This is a genomic window from Acidovorax sp. Root70 (genome assembly GCF_001428225.1).
Classification (GTDB): domain Bacteria; phylum Pseudomonadota; class Gammaproteobacteria; order Burkholderiales; family Burkholderiaceae_C; genus Acidovorax.
This window is the reverse complement of the sequence record NZ_LMHQ01000032.1, coordinates 123,688-149,811: the sequence shown is the minus strand read 5'-3', so window position 1 is coordinate 149,811 and position 26,124 is coordinate 123,688. Positions and strand designations below refer to the sequence as shown.

The following is a 26,124-nucleotide window of genomic DNA, read 5'->3' as shown; positions in this document are numbered from 1 at the left end:
GTTTCCGATGGGTTGGCTTGTTGGAATTTTCCGGACCTGCGCTTCATGCGCCGGATCTGCGGGCGACACCCACGGCGTGGGCGCCATTCTGCCCGGACGGCATGACCCGCGGCATCACCGCCGCGTCACTGTGGCGCAAAGCCACCAGCGAGCCCAATGCCGCCATCACGGGCCAAGCCGCGCCTGCCGCCAGCACATGCTTGAGGCTGTGGCCCGACACCCATCCACCTGTGGCCTCGAACACCGAGTGGTCTGCCGCCTCCAGCAGCTTGGCCAGGGCATACAGCACCACCACCACGCCCAGGTGCAGAGCCAGCCCGCCGACGCGGCGCGGCAGGCATGCCAGCACCAGTACCACCAGCAGACCACCCAGTTGCACCACGGCCCACGGCAGCAGGTTGCCGTTGTGCATCCACGCCCATACGGCCAGTGGCCCCGCCAGCAGCACCGCGCCTGCAGCGGCCACGCCTGCCCGCGCGCTCACCCGGCTGGCCGCCGCCAGGCCCAGCAGTCCCGCAAAGGGCAGCACCATGCCCAGGCGGTCCCACAGCAGGCCCGCATCCTGTGGTTGCCAGTGGTAGAGCACCGAACCTGCAGCGGTGCACAGCAGCCCGCCAAAGAACAGGGCCGCCAGTGCACGGGAGGTGGCGTCCAGCGTGGCCGACGGCACACGGCGCAGCACCCACCAACCCCATGCACCCGCGAAGGCAAAGGCCAGGTTGCTCAACACATCCAGCGCACAGGGAATGCCCCACAACGTGCGCTGGTCGGCAAAGTCATGCTGGTGCGCACTGGCGGGCAGCACCGGGCCGAACAGCGCCAGGGCGAGCAGCGCGGCCGCGCCCAGCAGCAAGCCGGTTTCGGCACCCGACAGGCGCGGCAGCCCTGCCAGGGCGCGCGAACGAAGGAGAGTCACAGGGGAAGAAGACATCACACACACCATGGAAAGTGAACGATGCCGCGCAGTGTGGGCAGCGGCCCCATCGGCCGCCCCAAAAAGTCGCGCAAGGGGCTACCCATGCACCTTCGGGTATTGATAATCGATACCCAGGAGCCCCCTCACCATGAGCACGACCGCCGACCTCGTCACCGCCCTGAAAAAAGAACTCAAGACCGCGCAGATGACCTACGCCGACCTGGCGCAGGCGCTGGGCATGGCCGAGTCCAGCGTCAAGCGCATGCTGGCCAAGGGCGACATGCCGCTGTCGCGCATCGACGCCATCTGCCGCGCGCTGGCGCTGGACTTTGCCGACCTGGCGCGGCGCGTGGCGGACGAGCAGCCCTTGCTGAAAGAGCTGACCCACGAGCAGGAAAAAGCTGTGGTGGCCGACAAGAAGCTGCTGCTGATGGCGATCTGTGTGCTGAGCCAGTGGACGCTGGAGCAGGTGACCGGCTACTACCGCCTGACCGAGGCCGAAGGCATCAAATACCTGGCGCAGCTGGACCGCATCGGCATCATCGAGCTGCGGCCGCTGAACCGCTACCGCCTCAAGCTGGCCAAGACCTTTCGCTGGCGCCCACATGGCCCGGTGATGAACTACTTCCGCGACCACGCGCTGCTGGATTACTTTGCAGGCGGCTTTGATGGCTCGGGCGAAGGCGTGCTGCTGGTGCACGGCAACATCAGCCGCAGCCTGGCGCCCGCGTTCATGGAGCGCATGCAGCGCGTGGCGCAGGACTTTGCCCAGCAGCACCTGGCCGACCAGAAGCTGCCCGACCGCGAGCGCGAGGGCTACACCCTGCTGCTGGCGATGCGCAGCTGGGAGTTCGAGGCGTTTGCCAGCATGCGGCGGTAAGCCTCCCGCCGATTTCGCAGCCCCTGCAATCGGCGGCCGTCGCCGCGAGTCAACGGCGGCCGGGGATCGCCCGCAGTGGCCTTTCCACAGATGCGGGAGCAGGCCGCAGACCCATGGGATCGCATTCAATCACTATCTTTTTGATAGCTACCAGCGCATGAAATACATGCGCTTGGGGCTAAAAACGCCTCAAAACCCCTGCTTGCGCCTGCCAAGAGGTGGCTTGACGCCACAAACAGAAATAACTATTCTTTAAATTGCAAATTCAACCAATTTAAGAATAGTCAAATGAAAACCACCCGCCAGCAGCAAGACGCCACGCGCCGCCAGATCGTGGCCAGCGCGGTGGACCTCATGACCCGCCAGGGCTTTGACGGCACGACGATGAAAGACATCGCGCGCGCCGCCGGCATTGGCGACGCCACGATCTACAAATACTTCCCCACCAAGGATCGCATCGTGCTGGGCTACCTGGACGACGTGGCCCACCAGGCGCTGGCCGACACGCTGCAGACGCCGGGCTTTGCGGGCTACGCCCTGCAAGAAAAGCTGCAGCGCCTGACCGATGCCGTGCTGGAGCGCCTGCTGGCCGACCGCGAGTTTGTGGCCCAGGTACGCGGCCTGGCGCGGCGCTCGCCGCTGTCGATGCTGGCCGAGCCGCTGGCCGCGCGCCAGAGCCTGCGCGAGGCGGTGGCAAGCTTTCTGGAAGCGGCCGAGGCCAGCGGCGAGATCGAGCCCTGCGACTTCAAGGGCCTGGCGGGCGGGCTGTACACCGACTACCTGGCCGGGGTGGTGACGTATTGGCTGGCCGACACCTCCGACGAATTTGCCGACACCACCCAGCTGGTGGACCTGTCGCTGGGCGTACTGGTGCAGGCGCTGCGCGGCGGGCTGGTCAACCGCGTGCTGCAACTGGGCGGCTTTGTGCTGCGCAGCCAGATGGCCCGCATGGTGCAACACGGCAGCGGCCTGATGGGCATGCTGCACATGGCCCAGCAGGCCATGGCCAGCGCGCCTATGGATCGCGCCCCTGCGCACACCGCAGCCGCCGCCTCATCCACTGCATCACAGCCTTCTGAGTCGCCCCGCAAGCCCAGCAAAACCGGTAAGCCACGCCAACCACGTGCAACACCCAAAGCCGCCAGCCCCGCACCCGCCGCAAAGCCCGCAGCCACGCCACGCAAGAGGAAGTCCGCATGACCGCCGCCCCCACTGTGCGCGAGATCCCTGTGCCCGCGGGCACTGCCATCCACGCCACCCTGCCCGGCGCCCAGTTTTTTGACGCTTACGAAGTGGCTGACGACCACCCCGCACAGAACGCCCTGCAAACTTGGCTGGACGTTGTAGCCCGCACCCCGCGCTGGACGCAGCAGCTCATGGCCGTGCGCAACAAGCTGGTGCGGCTGGTGGGCCTGAAGGACCTGGGGCAACTGCACGACGGCCATCCGCCCGCCAGCGGCCGCTCTCCACGCGATGCCCGCAGCTACCGCGTGGGCGACCGTGTGGGCATCTTCCTGATCCGGCACCTGAGCGATACCGAAGTCGTGATGGGCCAGGACGACAAGCACCTGGACGTACAGGTGTCGCTGACCAAACAGGGGCAGCAAGGCACGGCCCCAGCCACCGTCGTGGTCAGTACCGTGGTGCACATCCACAACGCCCTGGGCCACGCTTACATGGCCGTCATCACGCCCTTTCACCGCCGCATCGTGCGAGCCATGATGCAGCGCCTGGCAGACCATGGCCCGCACTGACGCCCCGCGCACCAGCAAGCTGGCCCGCAGCGCCATCACGGGGCTGGCAGCGGCGCGCATTGGCATGGCCGAGCTGGGGCACCGTGTGCGCACACCCACGGCCCAGGCGCAGGCCAAGCACGAAGCTGCGATGGGCCGCATCCTGTTTGGCGCGCTGGGGCAGCTGCGCGGCTCGGCGCTCAAGGTGTCGCAGTTGCTCAGCATGCACCCGGGCCTGCTGCCCGACCGGGTGCGCAGCGAGCTGGCACGCGCCCACCACCAGGCCCCGCCGCTCAACCGCGCACTGGTGGGCCGCGTGTTCCGCCAGGCCTTCGGGCAGGAGCCGGAGGCGCTGTTCGACCAGTTCGAGCCCACCGCGTTTGCCGCCGCCAGCCTGGGCCAGGTGCACCGCGCACAGCTCGCAGGCCACGGCACGGTGGCCGTGAAGGTGCAGTACCCCGGCATTGCCGCCACCATCGCCAGCGACGTGCAGCTGATGCGCGCCGCGCTGCGCGCACTGGCCCACACCGACATGCCGCTGCCCACCGATGCCGTGCTGAACAGCGTGATGACCGAGATCGAGGCCACCCTGCTGCGCGAGGTGGACTACCTGCAGGAGGCCGAGCAGCTGCAATGGTTTGCCCAGCATGCCGCGCAGCCGGGCGTGGTGATGGCGCAGCCCATCCTCTCGCACACGCGGGCCCAGGTGCTCACGCAGCAATTCTTGCCCGGGCTACCGTTGCAGGCCTGGCTGGCCACACAGCCACCGCAGGCGCTGCGCGACCAGGCCGGGCAGCACCTGTGGGACTGGTTCATGCACTGCATCTTTGTGCTGGGGCGGGTGCATGCCGACCCGCACCCGGGCAACTTTCTGTTCGCGCCCGATGGCACGGTGGGCGTGCTGGACTTTGGCTGCACGCGCGCCCTGCCCAGCGCATTCAGGGCGCAGGTGGTGCACGCGTGGTCTGCCCTGCTGCGCAACCCCACCGACCCCACGCGCAACGCGCAGGTGCTGCAGGCCTACCAGGCGCTGGGGCTCTTGAGCAAGGACCTGACCGTGCAGGCCTACGCCACCGAACTCGCCCCTGCCCTCGCCGAGATGCAGGCATGGCAGATCGAGCCCTTCACCCAGCCGGTGTTTGACTTTGGCACCAAAACACCGCCGCCCATCACACCCAGCCAGCACCAGCGCGTGCTGGGCCAGCACCTGGCCCAGATACCCGGCGAGATGCCCGCGTTCGAGCGCATGTGGATGGGGCTGATGCACCTGCTGACGCAGCTGGGTGCGCGGGTGCATACCCGGGCCCACGATGTACTGACCATTCACCCATGACCAATACCGCACTGACCCTTGCCGCCTCCGGGCTGGCCCTGGTGGGCATGGCCCATTCCGTGCTCGGAGAAGCCCTGCTGTTTCGTAGCCTGCGTTCGCGTGCCGGCCCCAGGTCGCCCACCGCGACGCGGCTGGTGCTGCGCACTTCCCATCTGCGCATCCTCTGGGGCACCTGGCATGTGGCCTCGGTGCTGTGCTGGGCACTGAGCGCCCTGCTCTGGCGCCTGGGTACCGCGCCCTGGGACGCAGCACTGGGCGCCTGGGTGGCCGATGTAGCGGGTATCGCCACCCTGGCCAGCGGCCTGCTGGTGTTTGGCGCCACCCGCGGCAGACACCCGGCCTGGTGTGCGCTGCTGGTGATTGCGGCGCTGGTGTGGTGGCGATGATGCGGGCCACAGGTTGCCTGCCGCAGGTGTGACAAAAGTCACGCGGCGGCCGCGTGTCTGCGAGATCGGCAACACACCTTCACAAAGCTTCGCAATTGGACTACACGGGCTTGACGCAGCCTGCGCACCATGAAGTCTCCGGTTCCGCAAGGAATCACTTCTGAGGAGAACCCTATGGCCCGCAAAGCACTTGCCGCTGTGTCCATCGCCCTGCTGTCGTTGGGCGCCGCAAGCGCGGCGCAGGCGCAGACCAGCGCCACCGTCGTCATCCAGGCTGGCACGCCCGTCTATCAGCAACCCGCTCCGGTGCTCGTGCAGTACCAGGCACCGCCCCCACCCCGCTACGAGGTGGCGCCCCACCCGCGCCGCGGCATGGTGTGGGTGCCCGGCCACTGGGAGTGGCGCGGCCACCGCCATGTGTGGATGCAGGGCTACTGGGTGAAGGCCCGCCCGGGCTACCACTACCGCGAGCCCCGCTGGGTCGAGAACGGCGGCCGCTGGGACATGCAGCGCGGCGGCTGGGACCGCGATGGCGACGGTGTACCGAACCGCCACGACCGTGACCGCGACGGAGACGGTGTGCCCAACCGCTATGACCAGCGCCCGGACAACCCGTACCGCCGCTAAGCCCCCTCGGTCACCCCGCTGCGCAAGGTGGGGGCCTGCGCCACCGCACGGCCCCACCGGCGCAGACCCGCTGACAAATGCCCACGCGCCCATCGGCAACGATGGGCCCCAAGGCGCAATACCCGGCCCCCTCTGGCTCCACGGGCACCCCCCTTACCGCCTGAGCCAGGGCCCCTACCACCAGGAGTTTCACCATGACCACCACTTCCCTTTTTAGCCAGACCCTCACCGCCTCGGCACTTGCCCTGGCGGCCCTGCTGGGCACCACGGCCCCGGCACAGGCACAGGTCGCCACCCAGACCACCGTCATCGTTCAGCCGGGCGTCGTCATCCCAGCTCCGCCACCGCCCCGCCGCGAGGCCGTCCCGCACGCCCGCAGGGGCCAGGTGTGGGTGCCCGGCTACTGGGACTGGCGGGGCCACCGCCACGTGTGGGTGCAAGGCCACTTTGAAAAAGTACGGCCCGGCTACCGCTACCGTGCCCCTCAGTGGGACCAGCGCGATGGTCGCTGGGAGCTGCATCGGGGTGGCTGGGACCGCGATGGCGATGGCATCGTCAACCGCAACGACCGGGACCGCGATGGCGACGGCGTGCCCAACCGCCGCGACCACCAGCCTGACAATCCGCGCCGCAACTGATCGACGCACCGCTGGCGAGGCAGGGCGCAAGGCCCTGCGCACTTAGCGCAGGTGCAACACCGCCCGCCCCAGGCCCGGAAACTCGGCCACCACCTCGGAACCCGGCGCCACCAGCACCGTGCCTGTGCACGAGCCTGTGGTCACCCACTGCCCCGCACGCAGCCCCCCCAGGCTGCGTGCGCCTTCGTTGGCCAGCCACACCAGCAGGCGCAGCGGGTCGCCCGCCGGGTTGCCCCAGGCGGCATGCTGCACGGCCGCCGACCCGTTCACGGACAGCGTCACTCCTTGCACCAGGGGCTGGACCGCTCCCACAGCGTCTGTGCCGGACCCCACGATCAGCGCCCCATGGCAGGCCTGGTCGGCCAGGCGACTCCACTCGCCCTGCTGCGCCCAAGCGGCAAAGCGTGTGTCGCAGACCTCGATGGCGGCACGCACCGACACCACGGCCGCCAGCACTTCGGCAGCGCTGTAGGGCTCTGTGCGGACAGGCAGATCGGCGCCCAGTGCATAGACCCACTCTGCCTCCACCCCCATCACCGCAAAGTCTGCGGCAGACACAGACACGGGCTGCTCGGCCTGCGCCACCCACACCGAATCGCGGGTGAGCGCCGCGCGCGCGGGCGGGGCCAGGGGCGATGCGGCGCCCACCTTCCAGCCGGCGATCTCACCGCGCGCGCGCACCACGGCGTCCTGCACGGCGTAGGCCTCGGCCGCATCGCGCGGACGCAGGGCAGCAGGGAAATCCAGCGGGCGGGGAGTGCGCCCTTCCCGGGCTTGGGTGATGACGGCGGCGCTGGCGACTGGGTCCAAAGCGGTGGGGGACATGGCAAAACTCTCCGTGGTGCAAGGGGTCGGCGGGATTATCGGCACCTTCCACGGTGCCACGCCCCGCTGCATCAGCAACGATTGCGCCCCATTAGCCGCCGGAGTCGATCCTGCGCACAGGCTTGCCCCCTAGAATCGGCCTCGCAGGAGAGCACGGCAGCCACCGGCCGCCGCTGCACCGAAGGCGCAAACTCCCATACACGCTCAGGTCCCGTACTGCACCATTCATCAAAGCCGTCTGGAGAGCCGCCTCGCGCAACGCGAAGCGCACCGAAGGAGCAAGCCGCAGCCCGGGTGGGTGGCGGTGAATCTCTCAGGTACCAAGGACAGGGGGAGCGGCAGCTAGGGCATTCATGCGCCAGCTGCACGCTATCGAATTCATAGCTGTCAGCGCATATTGTTCTAGCGCCAGAGCCCAGAAAGGCTTTGAAAATCATGCGCGTGATCGTTTTGGGCGCCGGCTTGCTCGGCGTGACTTCGGCTTATTTCCTCTCTCAACTGGGTCACGAGGTGACCGTCATCGACCGCCAGGGCTCCCCCGGCGCCGAGACCAGCTTTGCCAACGGCGGCCAGATCTCGGTGAGCCACGCCGAGCCCTGGGCCAACCCCAGCGCACCGCTCAAGGTGCTGCAATGGCTGGGCAAGGAAGATGCGCCCCTGCTCTTCCGTCTGCGCGCCGACATGCGGCAGTGGCTGTGGGGCCTGTCCTTCCTGCGCAACTGCACGCCCGCGCGCACGCGCCATAACATCGAGCAGATCGTGCGCCTGGGCACCTACAGCCGCGACACGCTGCAGCAGCTGCGCACGGCCACCGGCATCCACTACGACCAGCGCACACAAGGCATCCTGCACTTCTATACCAACCAAAAGGAGTTTGACGGCGCGCTGGCCCCGGCCGAGCAGATGCGCGCGCTGGGCTGCGAGCGCCAGGTCATCAGCGCTGACGAGGCCGTGCGCATCGAGCCTGCGCTGGCCCACATCCGCCCGCAGCTGACCGGTGCCACCTACACGGCAGAAGACGAATCCGGCGACGCCAACCAGTTCACGCGCGAGTTGGCCAAGCTGTGCGAAGCGGCGGGCGTGCAGTTCCGCATGGGCCACCACATCACCGCGCTGCGCGAGGTGGCAGGCCGTATCGACCATGTGGAAGTGACCAATGCCGAAGGCCGCTTCGAGCGCGTGCGCGGCGATGCGTTTGTGCTGGCCATGGGTTCGTTCAGCCCGCTGCTGGCGCAGCCGCTGGGCATCCAGTTGCCCATCTACCCGGCCAAAGGCTACTCGGTGACCATGCCGGTGAAGGACGCGTCCAAGGCGCACCAGGTGAGCCTGACGGACGACGAGTTCAAGCTCGTGTTCTCGCGCTACACCAGCGAACGGGGCGATGACCGTCTGCGCATCGCAGGTACCGCCGAGCTGAACGGCTATGACCGCCACCTGAACCAGGTGCGCTGCGAGGCCATCGTGCGGCGCGTGGAGCAACTCTTCCCCGGTGCGGGCGACACCACCCAGGCGCAGTTCTGGAGCGGCCTGCGACCCGCCACGCCCAGCAATGTGCCGCTGATCGGCAAGACGAAAGTGGGCAACCTGTTCCTCAACACCGGCCACGGCACGCTGGGCTGGACCCACGCCTGCGGCTCTGGCAAGGCGCTGGCCGACATCGTGAGCGGCCGCGTGCCCGAGGTGGACTTTGCGTTCCAGGGTTTGCTAGGGCGTGCGGCGGGAGCAACGCTGGTGCCTTCGCGCACAGCGGCCTGAAGCATCGCGCGGTTGTAGCGAGGGAGCGCTGCAACCGACGCGAAAGCCTGCGCCTACTTGGCCGCGCCCGTGGCGTGCGCCACAAACTGCGCCACAGCTTGCATGTCCTTCTCGCTCATGCGCTCGGCATAGGACGGCATCACGCCGATGCCCGCCTTGAGCGCTCGTAGAACGCGGCCGGCGTCGGGCTTCAGCTCATCCAGCACCGGGCCCACCTGGCCCTCGGCACCGGCAGCCTGCAGCGTGTGGCACACGGCGCAGGCGGGCTGGGTCTTGGTAAACAGCTCCTTGCCGCGCGCCAGTTCGGCCGGGTCGGCGGCCCAGGCCGACACACAGGCGCCAGCGGCCCACAACGCCGCTGCGACGCGGCGCGCTCGGTTCAATCTACCCATGTCAGGCGACGGTCACGGTGACAGCGTGGTCGCGCCAGCTGGCGTTGTTGTAGCCGCCCAGGTTTTCTTCGCGCTGCTCGGCCTGCACATTGCCTGCCGTGTCGGTGGCGCGGCTCGCCAGCACATGGGAGCCCGCCTCCAGGCGCATGGGCAGCGCAAACTGCCGCCAGGCAAACGGCCCCAGGTCGGGGCCGATGAGCTTGGCCGCCTGCCAGGTCTTGCCGCCGTCGGCCGACACCTCCACGCCCTTGATGGCGCGCGTGCCCCCGAAGGCCACGCCATGCACCAGCACCTGGCCGGGCTTGAGCGCGCCCTTGTCGGCCAAGGGGCCGTTGATCCACGACTTCACGCCCATCTCCCACACCGAAGGCTGGTCGGGGCTGGCCTTGCTGCCGGGCGGCGACATGCGATAGCCGTGCGACATGATGCGTGCCTGCGACTGAGCGCTGCCGAAGGCCACACGCTTGACGTACTTGATGTTGTTCACACCCTGGTAGCCAGGCACCACCAGCCGCAGCGGGCCACCATGTGCCAGCGACAGCGGCTCGCCATTCATCTCCCAGGCGAGCAGCGCGTCGTCCATCGCCTTCACGGGCACCGAGCGCTCCACCAGCACCGTGAGCGGGTCCACCCCCTCGGGCAGCTTCTCGCCGCCTGTGCCGGTCAGGTAGGTTGCGCCGTCGGCCAGCCCGCCCAGGGCCGCCACCACGTTGCGCAGCGGCACGCCGCTCCAAACCACGCAGCCCGCGGCGCCCACCGACCAGGGCGTGCCGCTGGGCTTGCTGGGAAAGAAGCCCCGGCCGTTGCCCGAGCACTGCAGCACGGTGGCCACGGTCTCCACGCCCAGCGTCTTGAGCTCAGCCAGCGTGAGGCTGCGCGGGCTCTTCACCCCTTCGACGGAGACCATCCATGCGTCACGGTTGTCGAGGATGGCGGCATCGGGCGCAGGCAGGTTGTTGCGCACGTACAGCTGGTTGGACGGCGTGATGACGCTGGTGCCGAAAGCGGAGCGCCGGGTTTCCAGGGTGCTGCTGCTGTGCACGATCAGTGCGTCCGGCGACTTCCACCCTGCATAGGCGGGCAGCGGCTTGGCTGCGGGGGCGGCGGCTTGCTGGGCGCGCGCACTGCCCGTCCATCCGGCCAGGCCCAGCGCGCTCAAGGCGGCAGCACTTCCGGCCAGCATGTGGCGGCGCGGCAGGGTCATCGAATCTTTCATGCGAACGTCTCCAAAGAGTGGGGTGGACAAAACCTTTCGCCCCCGATTCCCCTCGCAAGCGCAGGGCATCGGGCCAGCCCGCATTCTGTGCGGCAGCCCCTCTCACCGCACGTTCGGCGTCGTTAGCAGAAGTAACAAAAACAAAACATCGGAAACATTCGTACGCAGGTGCGGAGGCCGTGGGCATATTCGCGCTTTGTTGTGGGGAGAAGAAAAAGCGCTATGAACATCATCAAAAAACGATCCTGGCGACCACTCGGGCTGCTCCTGCTCTGGGGCCTGGGCTGCAGCGCTGCGCAGGCCCAGCTGACGGCCATGGTGGCGGTGGAGCCCACCGCCCGCAAGGCGGCACACTCCATCCTGCGCACATCGGCCGAGTCGGGCCTGTCCAAGGCCGCCGGCCAGCCTGTGGCACTGACCACCAGCGACGACCTGGCCGACGTGATGCGCGCCACCCGCAGTGCGGGCTACGACATCTTCATTGGCCCGGCCCAGGTAGCGGCGTCTGCACTGCAACGCGGTTATGAACTGGTGGGCGCGACGCACAAATCAGACAAATACCTGCTGGTCGGGCTGCAGCAGATCGCGGCGGTGCCCGCGATGAAAGGGAAAAGGCTGTACCTGCCCCAGCAGGACTCGGTCTACACCTACATGGCACGCGGCATGCTCAACGAGGCGGGACTGTCTCTCCAGGACCTGCGGGCCGTGCAGTACGAGAAATTCCCGCAGGCGGGCCTCACGGCCCTGACCCTGGGCACGGCGGACGCCACCGTGGTGCGCGAGGACGACTGGGCCGAATGGTCGGCGGCGCACCCCGGCATCGCGCGGGTGCTGGCCACGTCGCAGCCCGTGCCGGGGGGTTTCTCCATCGTGGTGAAGAAGGACCTGCCGACGGATGCCCGCAGCAAGCTGGCCCAGTGGTTCGGCTCATCGTCCTCCGCCAGCGGCCTGCCGTTGGTCTCGGTGCGCCCGGAGGCTGTGGAATACCGCCGCGTGGCCGAGCTGGGGCTGTTCACCCCCACCAGCCTGCCCGGCGTGAACCGCGTCAGTGCGCGCGAAGCCCAGACCCTGCTGACGCAAGGCGCCACGCTGGTGGACACCCGCACCGAAAAGGAATTCAAGACCAAGCGCATCCGTGGCGCCGTGTTCGCCGCGTACGTCGAAAAGAGCCTCAAGGATGTGGCCTTCAATGCGGCCCAGGATGATTTCCAGGCACTGGACAAGCTCAAGGGTCTGGACAAGGCCAAGCCGGTGATATTTGCGTGCAACGGCGCCGAATGCTGGAAGTCGTACAAGGCCGCCAAGGTGGCCACCACCAAGGGCTTCCAGTCGGTGTACTGGCTGCGCGGGGGGCTGCCCGAATGGGACGAAACCGGCCTGCCCACAGAGGGCGGCTAGGAGCCTGCGCAGGGTCTCTGGCCCCTGTCCTTACAATTGGTCGCTTCTCAACTACCCAAGGGCGTGCAAGGCGCCCTTTGTATGGAAATAGCAATACTGTTCGCCCTCATCTGTCTCAACGGCCTGTTTGCCATGTCAGAGATCGCTCTGGTTACGGCCCGCAAGGTGCGGTTGCAAAAGCTGATTGATGAGGGCGATAGCGGTGCCGCCGCTGCCGTGAAGCTGGGCGAAGACCCCACGCGCTTTCTCTCCACCATCCAGATCGGCATCACGTCGATCGGGGTGCTGAACGGTATTGTGGGTGAGGCCGCTCTGGCCGCCCCGCTGGCCGCCTGGCTGGATCGCATGGGCGTGCCCCTGCCCTACGGTGGCTACGCGGCCACCGGCCTGGTGGTGGTGCTGATCACGTACTTCTCCATCGTGGTGGGCGAGCTGGTGCCCAAGCGCATCGGCCAGTCCTACCCCGAGACCTTTGCACGCCTGGTGGCGCGGCCCATCAACTTCCTGGCACTGGCCACCAAGCCGTTTGTGTTGCTGCTATCCACCTCCACGCGCACGCTGCTGCGCCTTTTGGGCGTGAAGGAAACCAGTGGCAGCCCGGTGACCGAAGAAGAGATCCACGCCATGTTGGTCGAAGGCACCACCGCAGGGGTCATCGAATCGCACGAGCACACCATGGTGCGCAACGTGTTCCGTTTGGACGACCGCCAGATCGGCTCGCTGATGGTGCCGCGTGGTGACGTGGTGTGCCTGGATGTCGATGCGTCGTTTGAAGAAAACCTGAAGTGCATCGAAGAGTCCGACCACGCGCGCTTTCCGGTGGTGCGCGGCGGCATGGACAACATCCTGGGCGTGATCAACGCGCGCCAATGGCTGTCCCGCACCCTGCGCGACAAGGCACGGGGCAGCCTGGCCGACCAGCCGCTGCAGACCGCGCTGTATGTGCCCGAGACCATCACGGGCATGGAGCTGCTGGACAACTTCCGCCTGTCGGACGTGCACATGGCGTTTGTGATCGACGAGTATGGCGAGGTGCAGGGCATCGTCACGCTGCAGGACCTGATCGAGGCCATCACGGGCGAGTTCCAGCCGCGCGACCCCGAGACCTCGTGGGCGCTGCAGCGCGAGGACGGCAGCTGGTTGCTGGACGGCCACATCCCCGTGCCCGAGCTGAAAGACCGCCTGAACCTGGACGCTGTGCCCGAGGAAGAACGCGGCCGCTACCACACGCTCAGCGGGATGATCATGCTGCTGACCGGCCGCCTGCCCAAGGTGACCGATACGGTGCAGTGGGAGGACTGGAAGCTCGAAGTGGTGGACATGGATGGCAAGACCATCGACAAGATCCTGGCCACACAGCTGACGCCCGAGGAAAAAGCCGAGTCCGACGAGAACGGCGCGGGCTGACCGGTATTGGGGATTGCGGGGGCGGCTGTGCCAGCCAGCCCCCTCTTCTTCAGATCAGGGCGGTGAGGGCTCGCCGTCCACAAACACCGTGAGCACCCCGGTGTAGCCGTACAGGTGGTGGTGCGCGATCTCACCGCCCGCAAAGAAACCGGCCAGTGGTACGTCGCCCAACGCATGTCGCACGATCTGCAGCTCGGCGCTGGGCCCACCAAAATGCGGGCCGCCCCGGCCCGAGCAGCTCACGTAGATCGCGCCGCAAATGCGCCGTCCCGCCTGCGGCTGCACACCCAGTGCGGCCATGCCGGGCGCGGGCGCCAACCCGCTGCCCTGCGCGGAGGACGCCAAAGGTGGCGCGGGCTCCAGCTCCTCGGGTTCCAGCTCCTCCCGAATCTCTGCACAGATGCGCATGAGGTCGGCCCGCGCGGCCGCCACGTTGCGCTGGCAGAACGCGAGGTGCATGCCCGGCTCCACATGGTCGGCCAGGGCCACGCCCCGGCGGCTGCCGTCCAGCCCCACGATGTGGCGCACACGCGTGTCGGTGCCAAAGTGGCCCGTGCGGCGCTGGCCCTGGGGCTGTTCACCGGCATTGACCAGCCCGGCCAGCGTGGCACGCACCTTGCGCAATGCGGGCTGCGGGTCGCTGCCATCGAGCGACACCTGCAGCGTGTCGAGCAACACATCGAGCGCGGGCTCGCCATCGAGCGTGAGCACCACGTTGTCCTGCGCTGCGGTGATGGTGTGGAGCGCCCCGACGGGCTGGCAACCTTGCGTGACACGCGACACCATCGCCACCCCGGCGCCAAATGCCACGCCCGACAAGCCACCGTCAAACACCCCACCGGCACCGCCCTGCCCGGCCATGTTGCCGTCGCCGCCCACGGCAAACTGCACGCTGGCCGTGCGGCTGGCAGAGAGACCGCCAAACAGGTAGCCCGTTTCGGTGCGTGCGGCCATCTCGGTCAGCAGCTCGGCCAGCTCAGGCGTGTGGCCGTCTGCATGCACCAGTGCGGTATGGGCTGCAAAGCCGGCGCCTGGGTGCGGCGCATGGGTGGGCAGCGGTGCCACACCCGAGAACACGCGGTATTGGTCCGCTGGCACATCGAGCAGCATCACCGACAGCGCAGGCTCGTCAAAGTACTCAGCGTTGTTGGCCGACACGCCCACGCCCACGGTGCCGCTCCAGTCGGTCACCTCAGGCAGCTCCGCGCTCAGGTAGTCGAGCAGCGACTGGGCGTCGCTCGCATAGTGGTCGGTGATGTAGAGCAGGCCCAGCGTGGGGGCGGGTGCGTAACCGGGCAGCGCCATCTGGGCGCGCAGCTGCGCCAGCACCAGGGCAGCAGCCATGCGCCACTGCGGGTGGGTGGCGTGGCCGGTGGGAAATAGTTTCATGGTGGTGGTCTCCATGCCTGGGCGGGGGTAGGCCAGTAGGGCGCACCTGCGGGTTGCCACACCCGCCCGCGGGCGTCAGCCCGCTCGCTTGCGGGCTGCCGGGCTGCGGGTGCTGCTGGTCTTCTTGGCGGCGGGCTTCGTGGTGGTTTTGCGGGCTGCGGGCTTTTTGGCTGCAGCGGCCTTTTTGGCGGCGCCTGCGGATGATGCCGCCGCGCGCTTGGCACCGCCCTGCATGGTCTGCATGCCCTTGGCGGCAAACTGGCTGGCCATGCCGGTGGCCGTCTTTAGGGCTTCCTTGGCCAGGCCCGTGGCCATGTTCTTGGTGGTGTCGATGGCGGTCTGCTTGGCCGCATCCTTCATGGCGTTGGCCGCAATCTGCTGGAACTGGCTGGTGAGCGCACCCCACCATTGCATAGGGTCCACCACGGCGGGCTCGGCCGCAGCCGAGGTCTTGCCCTTGGCTTTGGGCTTGGCTTTTGCAGCGGGTGCGGACTCGGCGTCGGCCTCGTCCGAGGTTTCCTCTTCAACGGCGGCGCGGCCCGTGACGCGGGCCGCCGCGCCAGCCACTGCTTCGGCAGCGCCGGTGACGGTGTCAGCGGCCTTCTGCACACCACTCATCACGGTGTCGGCGGTCTTGAGCTTGAAGGCATTGGCCACATCGCCCATGCTGAAGTTCATGCCCTTGAGCGTGGCCAAGGTCATCTTCTGCACCTCCAGCGCCTGGATGGTGGCGGCCAGCGCGCGCGAGTTCTGCTCCAGCCAGAACTGCACGGCCTTCAGTTCTTCGATGCGCTTTTCCAGCTCTTCCACGCTGATGGTGGGGGCCACCCAGTTGGAGAGGTTGGGCAACTGCGGAATGCTGCTGGACGCCCCCTTGGCCAGGCTTTGCAGAAAGTCAAAACCGGGGACGAATTTGCCGAAACCGAAGTTGGATGTGTCGCTCATGGCCGCTCCGCAAGAGGTGGGTCTTTAGAACCTTGGGAAGGTTCTGAGGAGGCACAGCTTACTCCAATGCACTGCATCCGCGAAGGCGCTGCGGCGGCCGGGATCTCAGTGTTTATGCCCATCCATCATGCTGCCTGCTGTGGCGCCACCGGGCGCGGATGTCCCCACAGGCACTGTCAGGTTCAGCTTGCTTTCCACGCCCTGGGCGTCCTGGAACACCAGGGTGATTGGCACCGAACTGTCCTTGGCCAAAGGCGCCTTCAGGTCCAGTAGCATGACGTGGTAGCCGCCGGGTTTGAGTTCCACCGTCTTGCCTGCCGGCAGGTCCAGCGTGGGCACGGCGCGCATCTTCATGATGTCGCCTTCCATCTTCATCTCGTGCACTTCGGTAAGGCCGGCCGCAGGCGACTCGGCACGCACCAGGCGGGCACCGTCCTTGGCGGTCAGGCGCATGAACGCGCCCGTGGCCTTCTGGCCCTGCACGCTGGCGCGTGCCCAGGCGCCTTCGACCTTGACGGGTGCTGTCTGTGCCCATGCGGGGGTGCCGAGCAGTGCGGCAACGACGGCAGCGGTGTGGAGCAGTTTTTTCATGAGGAATGTCTTTCGGTTGGCAAGAAGGGAAAGGGATGCGAGAGCAGGCCCGACTGTCAATGATTGTGCGCAGCGGCGCCACCGGTGGGCAGAATCTCCAGCGCGGCCGCAGGGGACTTCAGGTCCGACAGTTTCTGCCCCGCCGTCGGCACCTCGGTCCAGTCGTTGCGGCCCTCGGTGCATACCTGGCGCACCGGCCAGTACACGGTGCCGGCCTGCTCGGGCGCCTGAGCGACCAGCACAAACTCGTCGTAATGGGCGCTCTGCAGCATGTCGTCCGGCGTCTTGGCTGTCCAGGTGATGCGCACCACGTCTTCGGTGATGCTGCGGCCGTGGCTGGTGTACGGCTGGGCCAGTTTGTCGCGCTGCACGTCGAGCGTCCAGCCCGGCTTGGGCATGGGGCGCGCGCCGCGCATGCCTGCGGGGATGTCCACCACCACCTGCCGCGTGGGCGCCGCGCCGCAGCCATGGCCCACCTTGAAGGCGGCCTTGTAGCTAGCGCCAGCCGGGGCCACCTGGTATTCGAGCACCACATGGGCAGATGCAGGTACCAACAGGCCGCAAGTGCTAGTCAGCAATACGGCAGCAGCTATCTTTTTCATAGTATTCAGAGACATGGGATGTTTTCCTTTCAAAGGGAGACCTTCAACTCAGCCATGTAGCTGCGCTGCGGGTAGGGGTGGAAGTTCCAGAACTGGTAGTTGTTGAGGTTGTCGATGCCCACGGCAGCGCTGACCTGCTTGCTGATCTGGTAGCGCACGCGCACGTCGGTGGTGAAGTAGCGGCTTGCGCCCTGGTAGGCAAAGCCGTTGGGGTCGGTGTTGTCGAGCGTGCTGTATTGCTTGCCGCTGTAGCGCGCGCCCAGGGTGTACGACCATTTGTCATCGGGCCGGTACGTGGCCACGGCGGTGGCGCGCCACTCGGGGATGCGCGGCTGCCATTGGCCGACGCTGGCGGGAAACTTGTCGTTGCGCGTGATCTTGGAATCCGTCCAGGTCAGGCTGCTGCCCAGCTCCAGCCCACGCACGAATACGTTGGTGGCCTGGTACGCCAGCTCGATGCCCTTGGTGCGGATCGCGTCAACGTTCTGCACGTTGGTGACGTTGGGGGTGACGAGCACATTGGTCTGTGAGTACAGCGCGTCTTTGGTGCGTTCAAAAAAGGCCGTGAGGCGCAGTAGACCATTGCCCATGTCCCGCTCGGCGGTCAGCTCGGTGGTCCAACTCTTTTCGGGCCGCAGGTTGGGGTCGTTGTTGATGAGCGTGCCGCTGCCGCTGATGCCGCCCTGGTACAGCTCGGCCACGGTGGGCATGCGCACGGCGCGGCCGGTGGAGGCCTTGAGCACCCACAGATCATTGGCCTGGTAGGCCACCGCAGCCTTGGGTGAGAAGTAGGTCTCGTTGCGCTCAGGGTGGCTCACCGTGGTGGTGGCGTTGCCCGTCTGGCCGTTGCTGGCACTCCAGCGCTCGGCGCGGGCACCCAGTACGGCCTTCCATTGGGGCGCGATCTTCCAGGTGTCTTGCGCCCACAGGCCGATGAGTTGCGTGTCGCCGTTGAAGGCCTGGTTGCGTGCGCCTGCGGCGCCGTTGATCCAGTTCGTGGTGGCGTTCTCGATGGTGCGCAACTGGTAGCTGTCGCGCTGCAGACCAAAGTCCACAATGTGCGCGCCCAGCACCCCATCGGGCCGCCAGGTGCCCTTGGCGGCCATGGTGTTCCAGCCCGTGCCCTTGCTGTTGACGATGCGCCCGGCCCCGCCATTGAGCGCAGCGGGCAGCGCCACGGTGGCGGCGCGCAGGGTGTCAGTCTGGTAGTCATACAGGCTGGCGGTCACCTCCCAGTCGAACGTGCCTTGGGTGTGGCTCTTGACCGACAGGCCGTGCATGAAATGCGTGAGGTCTTCGTTGGACACATTGAAGTCGGTGGGCGTGAGCGCAAACGAGCGGCCATTGATATTGACCGTGCCGCTGTAGACCGCATTGCCGTTGGCATCGCGCAGGTAGCTGGCGGGGCGGCCTTCAGATTCGTTGTGCCACCAGCCGAAGGTGTAGGCGGCCCGCACGGTGGGCGAGAAGTCGTAGGCGATCTTGGCCTTGATGTGGTCTTGCTGCGTGTGGTACTGCGTGGCGGCGCCCAGCAGGTACCAGGGCTGGTTGCTGCGGTTTTTGCCCAGCACAGCGCCAGTCACGGGTGTGCCTGCACTGCCCACAGTGCCTGCGGACACCAGGCGCGTTGGGAAGGTGAGCGGCTGGCCTTCGCTGTCGGTCTTGTTGAAGTTGAGGAACCAGGACCAGTCACCGTTCCTGTTGCCCACCGATGCGCTGACTTGCTTGCCCCCGTAGGTGCCGCTGGTGTTGTACAGGTCGAACGGCTGGTGCTGGTAGCTGACCTGCCCGTGCGCCTCAAACTTTGTCGGCATGCGGGTGACGTAGTCCACCACCGCGCCCACCGAGTTGCCTGCATACGCGGCAGAGAACGGACCGTAGAGCACGTCCACCCGCTCGATCTCCTCGGGCGTAACCAGCATCCAGCGCGGCGCGTTGGTGGGGCCGTTGCCCAGGTAGTTGCTCAGCAAGATGCCGTCGGCAAACACCATGGACCGCGCCGGGTTGCCGGTGCCCGAAGCGCGGGTGGACAGCACGGCGTGGTTGTAGTCGCCGATGTAGCGCTTGCGCACCAGCAGGCTGGGCAGGTACTTGAGGGCGTCTTCGCTGTCGGTGGCATTGATCGCATGTTCGATCTGCTCGCGCGTCACGCCCTCGATGGTGGTGGGTATCTGCGTGGGCAGCGAGGTGGGCTGGCCGCCACTGATGGTGACCACGCCCAGCTCCTTGACCGGGGCATTGGAGCTGGCAGGGACGCTGTCGGTGGTCTGTGCGAATGCGGGCACGGCCCCGGCGAACGTGAAGGTAAGGGCGAGGGGAAAGGCACTGGCCACGGCCAGCGCCATGCGGCTTTTGCGCATAGGGACTCCTGAAAATCAAGCCAAATAGGCCGCAAGCGCAGGTGAACAATGCGCAAGCAGCTATCGAATCAATAGCGATTTCAGGAGAGCGATGGGGGCCCGCGCGGCGGCAGCGGCGCGGCGGTGCGCGCAGCAATGTGCGCGGCAGGGATGGGGCGCAAGGCATGCGCCAGGGGGTGAACCACAGGCAACTGGGCCTGCGACACGGGAGGGGGGGCGCCCACGTGCGCACACAGCGGGCAGTCCAGCGTGTGGCTGGACAGCTCCTTGGCGCCGTCGTCGGTCTTGACCAGCACCTTGATCGCGCCCGAACCCGAGCAGATCAGCTCCATGGACTGCGGATGCACCAGGGGCGACGCCACGGCCACGCCGATCGACAACACAAACCACGCCAGCACAAGGCGGGCGAGCCAGCGAAGGCTGCGGATGGTTTGCAGGGGGGACATGGGTGCGGATTGTAGGGGGCCGGAGCGCGCACTCCTTGACCGAGGTCATCTGCGCGACGGCCTGCGGCCTCGCCCGCACCTAGGATGCGGGCTGCATTCACCACCCCATCGGAGACACCGTCATGCTCACACTCTGCGGCTTTTCGGCCAGCAATTACTACAACAAGGTCAAGCTGGCCCTGCTCGAAAAGGGCCTGCCGTTCACTGAAGAACTGGCCTGGGTGGGCGAGACCGACCGCAGCGCCAGCCCGCTGGGCAAGGTGCCCTACCTGCGCACGCCGCAAGGGGCACTGTGCGAGTCGGCCGTGATGGCCGACTACATCGAGACCGCCCACCCCGAGCACCCGCTGATCCCGGCCGACCCCTTCCAGGCCGCCAAGGTGCGCGAGCTGATCACCTTTCTGGAGCTGCACCTGGAGCTGGTGGCACGTAACCTGTACCCCCAGGCGTTCTTCGGCGGCACGGTGAGCGACACCGCCCGCGAGAAGGTCGGCGCACAGCTGCAGAAGAACATCGCTGCCTTCGGCCAGCTGGCAAGGTTCAGCCCCTATGTCGCTGGCGACACGTTCACGATGGCCGACTGCGCCGCCATCGTGCACCTGCCGCTGGTCAGCTCTGCCACCAAAATCATCTACGGCCGCGACTACCTGGCCGACCTGCCCGTGCGCGACTACCTGGCCCGCATGGCCGAGCGCCCCCATGTGCAGCGCGTGAACGCAGACCGCAAGACCAACACCGCCGAAATGCTGGCGCGCCCGCCCAAGCGCTGAGCCCGCCCCGCAGCGGTGTCACCTGGGCAGTGACACCGCGCGCCATCCCTTGACCTTGGTCAACCCAGCGCGCCGCGCGCAGGCGCACCATGCAGGTATCCGATCACCCCGAGGAGACCCCGCATGGACAAGACCCAAGCCGCACCTTTCCGCCAGCAGTTACTGGCCCAGCAATCCGAGTTGCTGGCCCAACTGGCCGCGCAGCGCGGTGGTGTCATCGGCCGCGCCGAGGCTGCGGCCGATCACTTTGGGCAGCCCGAAGACCCACGCGCCCAAGTGGCCACCGAGCGCGAACTGGAATTTGCCCTGGGTGAACGCGAAACCGAACACCTCGCAGCCGTCGAGGCCGCCCTGGCCCGCATCGAAACAGGCACCTACGGAGAGTGCACCGACTGCGGCGCCCACATCACTGCCGCCCGCCTGCACGCCACCCCCGAAGCTGCGCGCTGCGTGCACTGCCAGGAGAAGGCCGAGCAACACCACCACGCTGCGTGAGCTGGCTCGCGCAGTCAGGCACCTCGTTTCCCCGTTATGTCCTCACTTCAAGAAAGTCGATTCATGAGCACTTTTCACGCCGTTGTCTGGATGGACCAGTCCGAAGCCCACGTGGTGATGTTCGACCGCGAACACGCCGAAGCCCAGCGCATCAAGTCCCGCAGCCACCACAAGCACCAGGGCAAGGCCGACGACCTGGCCCCGTTCTTTGCAGACATTGCCCAGACGCTCACGCACACCCGCGAGGTGCTGCTGGCAGGGCCAGGCTTGGTGCGCAACCAGTTCCGCGACTGGGCCGCCAAGCACCATGCCGCGGTGGCGGATGTGGTGGTGGACTCCGTGGCGGCCGACCACCCGACCGACGCACAGCTGGTGGCCATGGCGCGCCAGTATTTCAAGAAGTTTGACAACATGGCTGCCGATCCATCAGCCGCCTGACCTGCCCCATGTCGCGCCCATAGCGCGGCCCTGGCTGCTATCCTTTGCAGGATGCGCAGCCTGTTTCACCTTGCCTTTCACGTCACCGACCTGGACGCAGCGCGCCGCTTTTATGGCGGCGTGCTGGGTTGCCGGGAGGGCCGAAGCACCGACACCTGGGTGGACTTCGACTTTTTTGGCCACCAGATCTCGTTGCACCTGGGCACCCCCTTTGCCAGCACCCGCACCGGGCATGTGGGGGACCACTTGGTCCCCATGCCGCACTTCGGCGCCATTCTGGAGTTGCCCGACTGGCATGCACTGGCTGCACGGCTGAAGTCCGCCGGCACCGCCTTCGTACTGGAACCGCAAGTCCGTTTTGAGGGCCAGCCCGGCGAGCAGTGGACGATGTTCTTTCACGACCCCAGCGGCAACCCGATCGAGATCAAGGGCTTTCGCTCTCTGGACGCGGTGTACGCGGCGTGAGCTACACCTTCGCGTCAGCCACCATCCTGCTTTTGCTGATCACCGATCCGCTGGGCAACATCCCCATCTTTGCCAACGCCCTGCGTGGCGTGGCGCCCGAGCGCCGCGCGCGGGTGATCCTGCGCGAGGTGCTGATTGCGTTTGCCCTGCTGCTGGTGTTTTTGTTCTTCGGGGCGGAGTTCCTGCGGGTGATGAACCTGAGCGACCTGTCGCTGCAGATTGCAGGTGCGGTGGTGCTGTTTCTGATCGCGCTGCGCATGATCTTTCCGTCGGCAGACGGGCCACAGGCGGAGTTGCCCGGCGAGCCGCTGATCGTGCCGCTGGCCATTCCGGCACTGGCAGGCCCTTCGGCCCTCGCCACCGTCATGCTGCTGGTGGCCCAGGCGCCGGAGCGGCGATGGGAATGGGTGGGCGCGCTGTGCGTCACCATGGCGGTGTGCGCCGTGGTGTTGCTGCTGGCCGAACGCATCCAGCGCCTGGTGGGCGAACGCGTGGTGATGGCGTTTGAACGCCTGATGGGGCTGATCCTGGTCGCCATCTCGGTGGAGATGCTGATCCGGGGGATCAAGCAGCTCGCGCACCAGCTGTAGCCGTCGGCGAACTGGCGGCCGCCGCTGCGCCAGCCTAGGTGGGCTTGGCGCCGCATCCGACACCTCGCACCACCGCCTGATCCATTCGCCTCAGCGGCGCTGCAGGATCGGCATGCTCCCCAAGGCAAACACCGAATTGGGCACGTTGACCCGCGCCATCAGCGGACGGGGCTTGGGCGCCAGGGGCAGCTTGGTCCGCGCAGGGGGCGCCTTGTCCTCCACGACCGTGCCTTGCTTCAGTGCCTGGGTGACCAGGTCCTGCAGCGTTACCGACTGCAGGTATTCCATCACTTGGGAGTTAAAGCTGGTCCACAGTTCGCCCGTCATGGATTTGACCTGCGCGGCCTGGCCGGCGCCCAGATTCTGCAGCTCGTCGTTCTTGAGGTTCTCCACCGCCAGGATGATTTCAGCCACCGATACCTGCTCCGCGTGCCGCGCCAGCGTGTAGCCGCCGCCTGGCCCGCGGGTGCTGTCCACGAGGCCGGCACGGCGCAGCGCGCTGAACAGCTGTTCCAGATAGGACAAAGAAATCCCCTGCCGCGCGCTGATGGTGGACAAGGGCACAGGCCGCATCTTCTGGCGCAGGGCCAGGTCGGTCATGGCGGATACCGCCAGCTGTCCTCGGGTCGTGATACGCATCGTTGCTACTCCTTGTGAACACAGGCAGCTCCAGGCCGCAGCGCAGATCGCCACGGAAGCTGCCAAACGTCAATGTAGGGATTTTCATACTTCGCGTATATTCGTTTTATTGCGTTTTATTCTTCGCTTTAATCGAAGTATTGAGAGCACCATGAACTTCAAGCACCTGCGTTATTTCTGGACAGTAGCCAAGGCGGGGGGTGTCATGCGTGCGGGTGAGCAGCTCAACACTACGCCGCAAACCCTGTCGGGCCAGATCAAGCAGCTGGAGGAATGGCTCGGCCATGACCTGTTCCGCAAGCGGGGGCGGGGTCTGGAACTAACCAGCGAGGGGCGCGTGGCCCTGGGGTATGCCGAGCAGATCTTTGCGCTGGGTGACGAGCTCGAAAAATCCATTCGGCTGGCCCGCGGCCAGGAGAAACCGCTGGAGTTCCGCGTAGGCGTGGCCGACTCGATTGCCAAGTCAGTAGCCTACCACCTGCTGGAGCCCGCGCTGGGCATGCCCCAGCGCGTGCACATGACCTGCCATGAGGGCAAGTTTCCCGAACTGATTGCGCAGCTGAGCCTGCACCGGCTGGACCTGGTGCTGGCCGATGAGCCGGTGTCCAAGAAAATCGGTGTCAAGGCCTTCAACCATCCGCTGGGCACCAGCAGCATGAGTTTTCTGTGTGCTCCTGCCCTGCGGGCGCATCTGGAGGGGCCCTTTCCCCAATGCCTGCATGGCGCGCCCATGCTCATCCAAGGCCCCATGTCGTCCGTGCGCCAGCAACTCGACCACTGGCTCAACAAGCATCACCTGCAACCCCGTCTGGTCGGTGAATTCGACGATAGCGCCCTGATGAACGCTTTTGGCCGGGAAGGCCGGGGGATCTTTACGTCCCCGTCTGTGCTGGACGACGAGACGACGGCCCAATTCGGCGTGGAGGTGATTGGACGCTCTGCAGACTTGGTCGAGGAGTTTTTCGCCATCTCCATCGAACGGCGCATCACCCACCCTTGCGTGGTAGCCATCACCAAAGCCGCCAAGGCAGATCTGTTTGCGCGTTGACGGTGCTTGGAGCCCAGGACCGCGGCGGGCCAAGGGCCGCCCCGGAGTCAAGCTTCACGCCACACCGGATGGCGCGGATCTTCGCGCACAAACAAAAACGCCCACTGTGAAGTGGGCGTTTTGCTGCAGCAGTTGCTGCTTTTTTGGTTGCGCGAGAAGGATTTGAACCTCCGACCTTTGGGTTATGAGCCCAACGAGCTACCAGACTGCTCCATCGCGCGGTAAGAAATAAATTATACCCTATTATTCGGCTGCTGCCGAATTATTTTCGGTTTCTGCAGCGCGATCCACCAGTTCGACCAGCGCCATAGGAGCATTGTCGCCCACGCGGAAGCCCATCTTCAGAATGCGGGTGTAGCCGCCAGGACGCACCTTGAAACGGGGGCCCAGGTCATTGAACAGCTTGGTCACGCTGTCACGGTCGCGCAGGCGGTTGAATGCCAGACGGCGGTTGGCTACAGAGTCTTCCTTGGCCAGGGTGATCATGGGTTCGATCACGCGGCGCAGTTCCTTGGCCTTGGGAACGGTGGTCTTGATGACTTCGTGCTCGATGAGCGAGTTCATCATGTTCTGCAGCATCGCGAGGCGGTGCGAGCTGGTGCGGTTGAGTTTGCGGAGGCCGTGTCCGTGGCGCATGGTGCTTTCCTTCTACTGTCTATGTAATTAAATCGGGCAGCCGGATCAGGTACTGTCCGAGGCACTGTTCCCTGTGGGGAACGAAAAGTCCCCCTTGCGGAGGACATCAAATCGGGCGCCCAAACTTTGGGCAGCCTTCGATTATAGCTTTGGCTTAACGCTTGTCCAGACCAGCTGGCGGCCAGTTCTCGAGCTTCATGCCCAGGGTGAGACCACGCGAGGCCAGCACTTCCTTGATTTCGTTGAGCGACTTGCGGCCCAGGTTAGGGGTCTTGAGCAACTCGTTCTCGGTACGCTGGATCAGGTCACCGATGTAATAGATGTTCTCGGCCTTCAAGCAGTTGGCGGAACGCACGGTCAGTTCCAGCTCATCCACAGGACGCAGCAGGATCGGATCGAACGTGGCGTTGCCGCGTGGGCCTGCCGGTGCGTCAAACGCAGCCAACTCGCCACCTTCCAGCTGTGCAAACACAGCCAGCTGCTCCACCAGAATCTTGGCCGAGGCACGCACTGCGTCTTCGGCAGTGATGGCACCGTTGGTCTCGATCTCAACCACCAGCTTATCCAGATCGGTGCGCTGCTCCACACGGGCGCTTTCCACGGTGTAGCTCACGCGCTTCACGGGGGAGAACGACGCGTCCAACACGATACGGCCAATGGACTTGGTCGATTCGTCGGCATAGCGGCGCAGATTACCTGGCACGTAGCCACGGCCCTTCTCGACCTTGATCTGCATGTCCAGCTTACCGCCGGCAGACAGGTTCGCAATCAGGTGATCAGGATTGACGATTTCCACGTCGTGAGGGGTCTGGATGTCACGGGCCGTGACCACGCCTTCGCCATCTTTGCGCAGGCTCAACGTCACTTCATCACGGTTGTGCAGCTTGAACACCACACCCTTGAGGTTCAACAGGATGTTGACCACATCTTCTTGAACGCCGTCAATGGACGAATACTCGTGCAGTACCCCTGCAATCGTGACTTCCGTCGCTGCGTAACCCACCATGGACGAGAGCAGGACGCGCCGGATGGCATTGCCCAGCGTGTGGCCGTAGCCACGCTCGAACGGCTCCAGCGCGACCTTGGCACGATTGTGGCCAAGCTGTTCGACATTGATCGCCTTGGGTTTCAGCAAATTGGTTTGCATTCAGACTTCCTCTCAATACCCCCAGCTCGTTACACCGGTAAGGCTGGTGAAGCGCCT

The 26,124-nt window shown here is 66.2% G+C and carries 29 protein-coding genes, 1 tRNA gene and 1 riboswitch; of the genes, 16 read left to right on the top strand and 14 right to left on the bottom strand.

What is annotated here, in order from left to right; genetic code table 11:
* Positions 1–43: 43 nt before the first annotated feature.
* The gene (locus ASD94_RS22360; protein WP_056648361.1) at positions 44–931 is read right to left on the bottom strand and encodes a hypothetical protein; all 888 of its coding nucleotides are present in this window, start codon (positions 929–931) and stop codon (positions 44–46) included.
* A gap of 133 nt (positions 932–1,064) precedes the next feature.
* Between ASD94_RS22360 and ASD94_RS22355 the strand changes: the two genes are divergently transcribed.
* From ASD94_RS22355 to ASD94_RS22325, 7 genes are all read left to right on the top strand, one after another.
* A complete protein-coding gene (locus tag ASD94_RS22355; RefSeq protein ID WP_056648036.1) occupies positions 1,065–1,796 on the top strand; it encodes a helix-turn-helix transcriptional regulator in 732 nt (243 codons plus the stop codon).
* Positions 1,797–2,084: 288 nt separating this feature from the next.
* Complete coding sequence (locus tag ASD94_RS22350; protein WP_056648031.1) at positions 2,085–2,996, top strand: TetR/AcrR family transcriptional regulator; 912 nt, start codon at positions 2,085–2,087, stop codon at positions 2,994–2,996.
* Entirely contained in the window at positions 2,993–3,550 is a 558-nt protein-coding gene (locus ASD94_RS22345; protein WP_056648028.1) for a DUF2867 domain-containing protein, read from the top strand. Before ASD94_RS22350 ends, ASD94_RS22345 begins: the two co-directional genes overlap by 4 nt.
* Positions 3,537–4,862 (top strand): AarF/ABC1/UbiB kinase family protein, encoded by a 1,326-nt coding sequence (locus ASD94_RS22340; protein ID WP_056648025.1) that lies wholly within the window; start codon positions 3,537–3,539, stop codon positions 4,860–4,862. Before ASD94_RS22345 ends, ASD94_RS22340 begins: the two co-directional genes overlap by 14 nt.
* Positions 4,859–5,248 (top strand): hypothetical protein, encoded by a 390-nt coding sequence (locus tag ASD94_RS22335; protein ID WP_056648022.1) that lies wholly within the window; start codon positions 4,859–4,861, stop codon positions 5,246–5,248. Before ASD94_RS22340 ends, ASD94_RS22335 begins: the two co-directional genes overlap by 4 nt.
* Before the next feature lie 174 nt (positions 5,249–5,422).
* The gene (locus tag ASD94_RS22330; RefSeq protein ID WP_056648019.1) at positions 5,423–5,875 is read left to right on the top strand and encodes a YXWGXW repeat-containing protein; all 453 of its coding nucleotides are present in this window, start codon (positions 5,423–5,425) and stop codon (positions 5,873–5,875) included.
* A gap of 194 nt (positions 5,876–6,069) precedes the next feature.
* Complete coding sequence (locus ASD94_RS22325) at positions 6,070–6,513, top strand: YXWGXW repeat-containing protein (RefSeq protein WP_056648016.1); 444 nt, start codon at positions 6,070–6,072, stop codon at positions 6,511–6,513.
* Positions 6,514–6,555: 42 nt separating this feature from the next.
* On the opposite strand, the gene ASD94_RS22320 is transcribed toward ASD94_RS22325, so the two are convergent.
* Positions 6,556–7,338 (bottom strand): 2-keto-4-pentenoate hydratase, encoded by a 783-nt coding sequence (locus tag ASD94_RS22320; RefSeq protein WP_056648013.1) that lies wholly within the window; start codon positions 7,336–7,338, stop codon positions 6,556–6,558.
* Positions 7,339–7,566: 228 nt separating this feature from the next.
* A riboswitch (glycine riboswitch) is annotated at positions 7,567–7,678 on the top strand.
* Between the two features lie 95 nt (positions 7,679–7,773).
* On the opposite strand from ASD94_RS22320, the gene ASD94_RS22315 reads away from it, so the two are divergent.
* The gene (locus ASD94_RS22315) at positions 7,774–9,093 is read left to right on the top strand and encodes a D-amino acid dehydrogenase (protein WP_056648011.1); all 1,320 of its coding nucleotides are present in this window, start codon (positions 7,774–7,776) and stop codon (positions 9,091–9,093) included.
* Between the two features lie 53 nt (positions 9,094–9,146).
* On the opposite strand, the gene ASD94_RS22310 is transcribed toward ASD94_RS22315, so the two are convergent.
* Complete coding sequence (locus ASD94_RS22310) at positions 9,147–9,485, bottom strand: cytochrome c (protein WP_056648010.1); 339 nt, start codon at positions 9,483–9,485, stop codon at positions 9,147–9,149.
* Between the two features lies 1 nt (position 9,486).
* Positions 9,487–10,701: a sulfite oxidase gene (locus tag ASD94_RS22305; protein WP_056648007.1), complete on the bottom strand. Its 1,215-nt coding sequence runs from the start codon at positions 10,699–10,701 to the stop codon at positions 9,487–9,489.
* 222 nt (positions 10,702–10,923) lie between these two features.
* On the opposite strand from ASD94_RS22305, the gene ASD94_RS22300 reads away from it, so the two are divergent.
* Both ASD94_RS22300 and ASD94_RS22295 read left to right on the top strand, forming a co-directional pair.
* Positions 10,924–12,099 carry a rhodanese-like domain-containing protein gene (locus ASD94_RS22300; protein WP_056648002.1) on the top strand — a complete coding sequence of 392 codons (1,176 nt, stop codon included), beginning with the start codon at positions 10,924–10,926 and terminating at the stop codon, positions 12,097–12,099.
* Positions 12,100–12,180: 81 nt separating this feature from the next.
* Positions 12,181–13,506 (top strand): hemolysin family protein, encoded by a 1,326-nt coding sequence (locus tag ASD94_RS22295; RefSeq protein WP_056648001.1) that lies wholly within the window; start codon positions 12,181–12,183, stop codon positions 13,504–13,506.
* A 54-nt stretch (positions 13,507–13,560) separates the two neighbouring features.
* Here the strand turns inward: ASD94_RS22295 and ASD94_RS22290 are convergent, their stop codons facing one another.
* From ASD94_RS22290 to ASD94_RS22265, 6 genes are all read right to left on the bottom strand, one after another.
* The gene (locus ASD94_RS22290; RefSeq protein WP_056648359.1) at positions 13,561–14,895 is read right to left on the bottom strand and encodes an FIST N-terminal domain-containing protein; all 1,335 of its coding nucleotides are present in this window, start codon (positions 14,893–14,895) and stop codon (positions 13,561–13,563) included.
* Positions 14,896–14,970: 75 nt separating this feature from the next.
* Positions 14,971–15,840, bottom strand: a complete 870-nt coding sequence (locus ASD94_RS22285; protein WP_056648000.1) for a PhaM family polyhydroxyalkanoate granule multifunctional regulatory protein — start codon at positions 15,838–15,840, stop codon at positions 14,971–14,973.
* A gap of 105 nt (positions 15,841–15,945) precedes the next feature.
* Positions 15,946–16,431: a copper chaperone PCu(A)C gene (locus ASD94_RS22280; RefSeq protein ID WP_056647999.1), complete on the bottom strand. Its 486-nt coding sequence runs from the start codon at positions 16,429–16,431 to the stop codon at positions 15,946–15,948.
* Positions 16,432–16,487: 56 nt separating this feature from the next.
* A complete protein-coding gene (locus ASD94_RS22275; RefSeq protein ID WP_056647996.1) occupies positions 16,488–17,048 on the bottom strand; it encodes a YcnI family protein in 561 nt (186 codons plus the stop codon).
* Between the two features lie 14 nt (positions 17,049–17,062).
* Complete coding sequence (locus ASD94_RS22270) at positions 17,063–19,393, bottom strand: TonB-dependent receptor (RefSeq protein WP_056647992.1); 2,331 nt, start codon at positions 19,391–19,393, stop codon at positions 17,063–17,065.
* An 80-nt stretch (positions 19,394–19,473) separates the two neighbouring features.
* Positions 19,474–19,839 (bottom strand): DUF2946 family protein, encoded by a 366-nt coding sequence (locus ASD94_RS22265; RefSeq protein WP_056647991.1) that lies wholly within the window; start codon positions 19,837–19,839, stop codon positions 19,474–19,476.
* Between the two features lie 122 nt (positions 19,840–19,961).
* Between ASD94_RS22265 and ASD94_RS22260 the strand changes: the two genes are divergently transcribed.
* From ASD94_RS22260 to ASD94_RS22240, 5 genes are all read left to right on the top strand, one after another.
* Entirely contained in the window at positions 19,962–20,609 is a 648-nt protein-coding gene (locus ASD94_RS22260) for a glutathione S-transferase (protein WP_056647988.1), read from the top strand.
* Positions 20,610–20,732: 123 nt separating this feature from the next.
* Positions 20,733–21,104 (top strand): TraR/DksA family transcriptional regulator, encoded by a 372-nt coding sequence (locus tag ASD94_RS22255; protein ID WP_056647985.1) that lies wholly within the window; start codon positions 20,733–20,735, stop codon positions 21,102–21,104.
* Positions 21,105–21,167: 63 nt separating this feature from the next.
* Entirely contained in the window at positions 21,168–21,542 is a 375-nt protein-coding gene (locus ASD94_RS22250) for a hypothetical protein (RefSeq protein WP_056647982.1), read from the top strand.
* Between the two features lie 51 nt (positions 21,543–21,593).
* Positions 21,594–22,007 (top strand): VOC family protein, encoded by a 414-nt coding sequence (locus tag ASD94_RS22245; protein ID WP_056647980.1) that lies wholly within the window; start codon positions 21,594–21,596, stop codon positions 22,005–22,007.
* Positions 22,004–22,597, top strand: coding sequence for a MarC family protein (locus tag ASD94_RS22240; protein ID WP_015016008.1), 594 nt, complete (start codon positions 22,004–22,006; stop codon positions 22,595–22,597). The genes ASD94_RS22245 and ASD94_RS22240 overlap by 4 nt, the downstream gene beginning before the upstream one ends.
* A 90-nt stretch (positions 22,598–22,687) precedes the next feature.
* Here the strand turns inward: ASD94_RS22240 and ASD94_RS22235 are convergent, their stop codons facing one another.
* The gene (locus ASD94_RS22235) at positions 22,688–23,236 is read right to left on the bottom strand and encodes an Rrf2 family transcriptional regulator (protein ID WP_056647979.1); all 549 of its coding nucleotides are present in this window, start codon (positions 23,234–23,236) and stop codon (positions 22,688–22,690) included.
* A 151-nt stretch (positions 23,237–23,387) separates the two neighbouring features.
* Between ASD94_RS22235 and nhaR the strand changes: the two genes are divergently transcribed.
* Complete coding sequence (gene nhaR, locus ASD94_RS22230; RefSeq protein WP_056647978.1) at positions 23,388–24,284, top strand: transcriptional activator NhaR; 897 nt, start codon at positions 23,388–23,390, stop codon at positions 24,282–24,284.
* A 144-nt stretch (positions 24,285–24,428) separates the two neighbouring features.
* On the opposite strand, the gene ASD94_RS22225 is transcribed toward nhaR, so the two are convergent.
* From ASD94_RS22225 to rpoA, 3 genes are all read right to left on the bottom strand, one after another.
* Positions 24,429–24,505, bottom strand: a tRNA-Met gene (locus ASD94_RS22225).
* A 22-nt stretch (positions 24,506–24,527) separates the two neighbouring features.
* Positions 24,528–24,920 (bottom strand): 50S ribosomal protein L17, encoded by a 393-nt coding sequence (gene rplQ, locus ASD94_RS22220; protein WP_008906513.1) that lies wholly within the window; start codon positions 24,918–24,920, stop codon positions 24,528–24,530.
* Positions 24,921–25,074: 154 nt separating this feature from the next.
* Entirely contained in the window at positions 25,075–26,067 is a 993-nt protein-coding gene (gene rpoA / locus ASD94_RS22215) for a DNA-directed RNA polymerase subunit alpha (RefSeq protein ID WP_056647971.1), read from the bottom strand.
* Positions 26,068–26,124: the final 57 nt, after the last annotated feature.

Excerpts from the sequence above, each read along its gene's own strand:
- ASD94_RS22360 (WP_056648361.1), bottom strand. The coding sequence starts at position 931 with ATGTCTTCTTCCCCTGTGACTCTCCTTCGTTCGCGCGCCCTGGCAGGG.
- ASD94_RS22355 (WP_056648036.1), top strand. The coding sequence starts at position 1,065 with ATGAGCACGACCGCCGACCTCGTCACCGCCCTGAAAAAAGAACTCAAG.
- ASD94_RS22350 (WP_056648031.1), top strand. The coding sequence starts at position 2,085 with ATGAAAACCACCCGCCAGCAGCAAGACGCCACGCGCCGCCAGATCGTG.
- ASD94_RS22345 (WP_056648028.1), top strand. The coding sequence starts at position 2,993 with ATGACCGCCGCCCCCACTGTGCGCGAGATCCCTGTGCCCGCGGGCACT.
- ASD94_RS22340 (WP_056648025.1), top strand. The coding sequence starts at position 3,537 with ATGGCCCGCACTGACGCCCCGCGCACCAGCAAGCTGGCCCGCAGCGCC.
- ASD94_RS22335 (WP_056648022.1), top strand. The coding sequence starts at position 4,859 with ATGACCAATACCGCACTGACCCTTGCCGCCTCCGGGCTGGCCCTGGTG.
- ASD94_RS22330 (WP_056648019.1), top strand. The coding sequence starts at position 5,423 with ATGGCCCGCAAAGCACTTGCCGCTGTGTCCATCGCCCTGCTGTCGTTG.
- ASD94_RS22325 (WP_056648016.1), top strand. The coding sequence starts at position 6,070 with ATGACCACCACTTCCCTTTTTAGCCAGACCCTCACCGCCTCGGCACTT.
- ASD94_RS22320 (WP_056648013.1), bottom strand. The coding sequence starts at position 7,338 with ATGTCCCCCACCGCTTTGGACCCAGTCGCCAGCGCCGCCGTCATCACC.
- ASD94_RS22315 (WP_056648011.1), top strand. The coding sequence starts at position 7,774 with ATGCGCGTGATCGTTTTGGGCGCCGGCTTGCTCGGCGTGACTTCGGCT.
- ASD94_RS22310 (WP_056648010.1), bottom strand. The coding sequence starts at position 9,485 with ATGGGTAGATTGAACCGAGCGCGCCGCGTCGCAGCGGCGTTGTGGGCC.
- ASD94_RS22305 (WP_056648007.1), bottom strand. The coding sequence starts at position 10,701 with ATGAAAGATTCGATGACCCTGCCGCGCCGCCACATGCTGGCCGGAAGT.
- ASD94_RS22300 (WP_056648002.1), top strand. The coding sequence starts at position 10,924 with ATGAACATCATCAAAAAACGATCCTGGCGACCACTCGGGCTGCTCCTG.
- ASD94_RS22295 (WP_056648001.1), top strand. The coding sequence starts at position 12,181 with ATGGAAATAGCAATACTGTTCGCCCTCATCTGTCTCAACGGCCTGTTT.
- ASD94_RS22290 (WP_056648359.1), bottom strand. The coding sequence starts at position 14,895 with ATGAAACTATTTCCCACCGGCCACGCCACCCACCCGCAGTGGCGCATG.
- ASD94_RS22285 (WP_056648000.1), bottom strand. The coding sequence starts at position 15,840 with ATGAGCGACACATCCAACTTCGGTTTCGGCAAATTCGTCCCCGGTTTT.
- ASD94_RS22280 (WP_056647999.1), bottom strand. The coding sequence starts at position 16,431 with ATGAAAAAACTGCTCCACACCGCTGCCGTCGTTGCCGCACTGCTCGGC.
- ASD94_RS22275 (WP_056647996.1), bottom strand. The coding sequence starts at position 17,048 with ATGTCTCTGAATACTATGAAAAAGATAGCTGCTGCCGTATTGCTGACT.
- ASD94_RS22270 (WP_056647992.1), bottom strand. The coding sequence starts at position 19,393 with ATGCGCAAAAGCCGCATGGCGCTGGCCGTGGCCAGTGCCTTTCCCCTC.
- ASD94_RS22265 (WP_056647991.1), bottom strand. The coding sequence starts at position 19,839 with ATGTCCCCCCTGCAAACCATCCGCAGCCTTCGCTGGCTCGCCCGCCTT.
- ASD94_RS22260 (WP_056647988.1), top strand. The coding sequence starts at position 19,962 with ATGCTCACACTCTGCGGCTTTTCGGCCAGCAATTACTACAACAAGGTC.
- ASD94_RS22255 (WP_056647985.1), top strand. The coding sequence starts at position 20,733 with ATGGACAAGACCCAAGCCGCACCTTTCCGCCAGCAGTTACTGGCCCAG.
- ASD94_RS22250 (WP_056647982.1), top strand. The coding sequence starts at position 21,168 with ATGAGCACTTTTCACGCCGTTGTCTGGATGGACCAGTCCGAAGCCCAC.
- ASD94_RS22245 (WP_056647980.1), top strand. The coding sequence starts at position 21,594 with ATGCGCAGCCTGTTTCACCTTGCCTTTCACGTCACCGACCTGGACGCA.
- ASD94_RS22235 (WP_056647979.1), bottom strand. The coding sequence starts at position 23,236 with ATGCGTATCACGACCCGAGGACAGCTGGCGGTATCCGCCATGACCGAC.
- nhaR (WP_056647978.1), top strand. The coding sequence starts at position 23,388 with ATGAACTTCAAGCACCTGCGTTATTTCTGGACAGTAGCCAAGGCGGGG.
- rplQ (WP_008906513.1), bottom strand. The coding sequence starts at position 24,920 with ATGCGCCACGGACACGGCCTCCGCAAACTCAACCGCACCAGCTCGCAC.
- rpoA (WP_056647971.1), bottom strand. The coding sequence starts at position 26,067 with ATGCAAACCAATTTGCTGAAACCCAAGGCGATCAATGTCGAACAGCTT.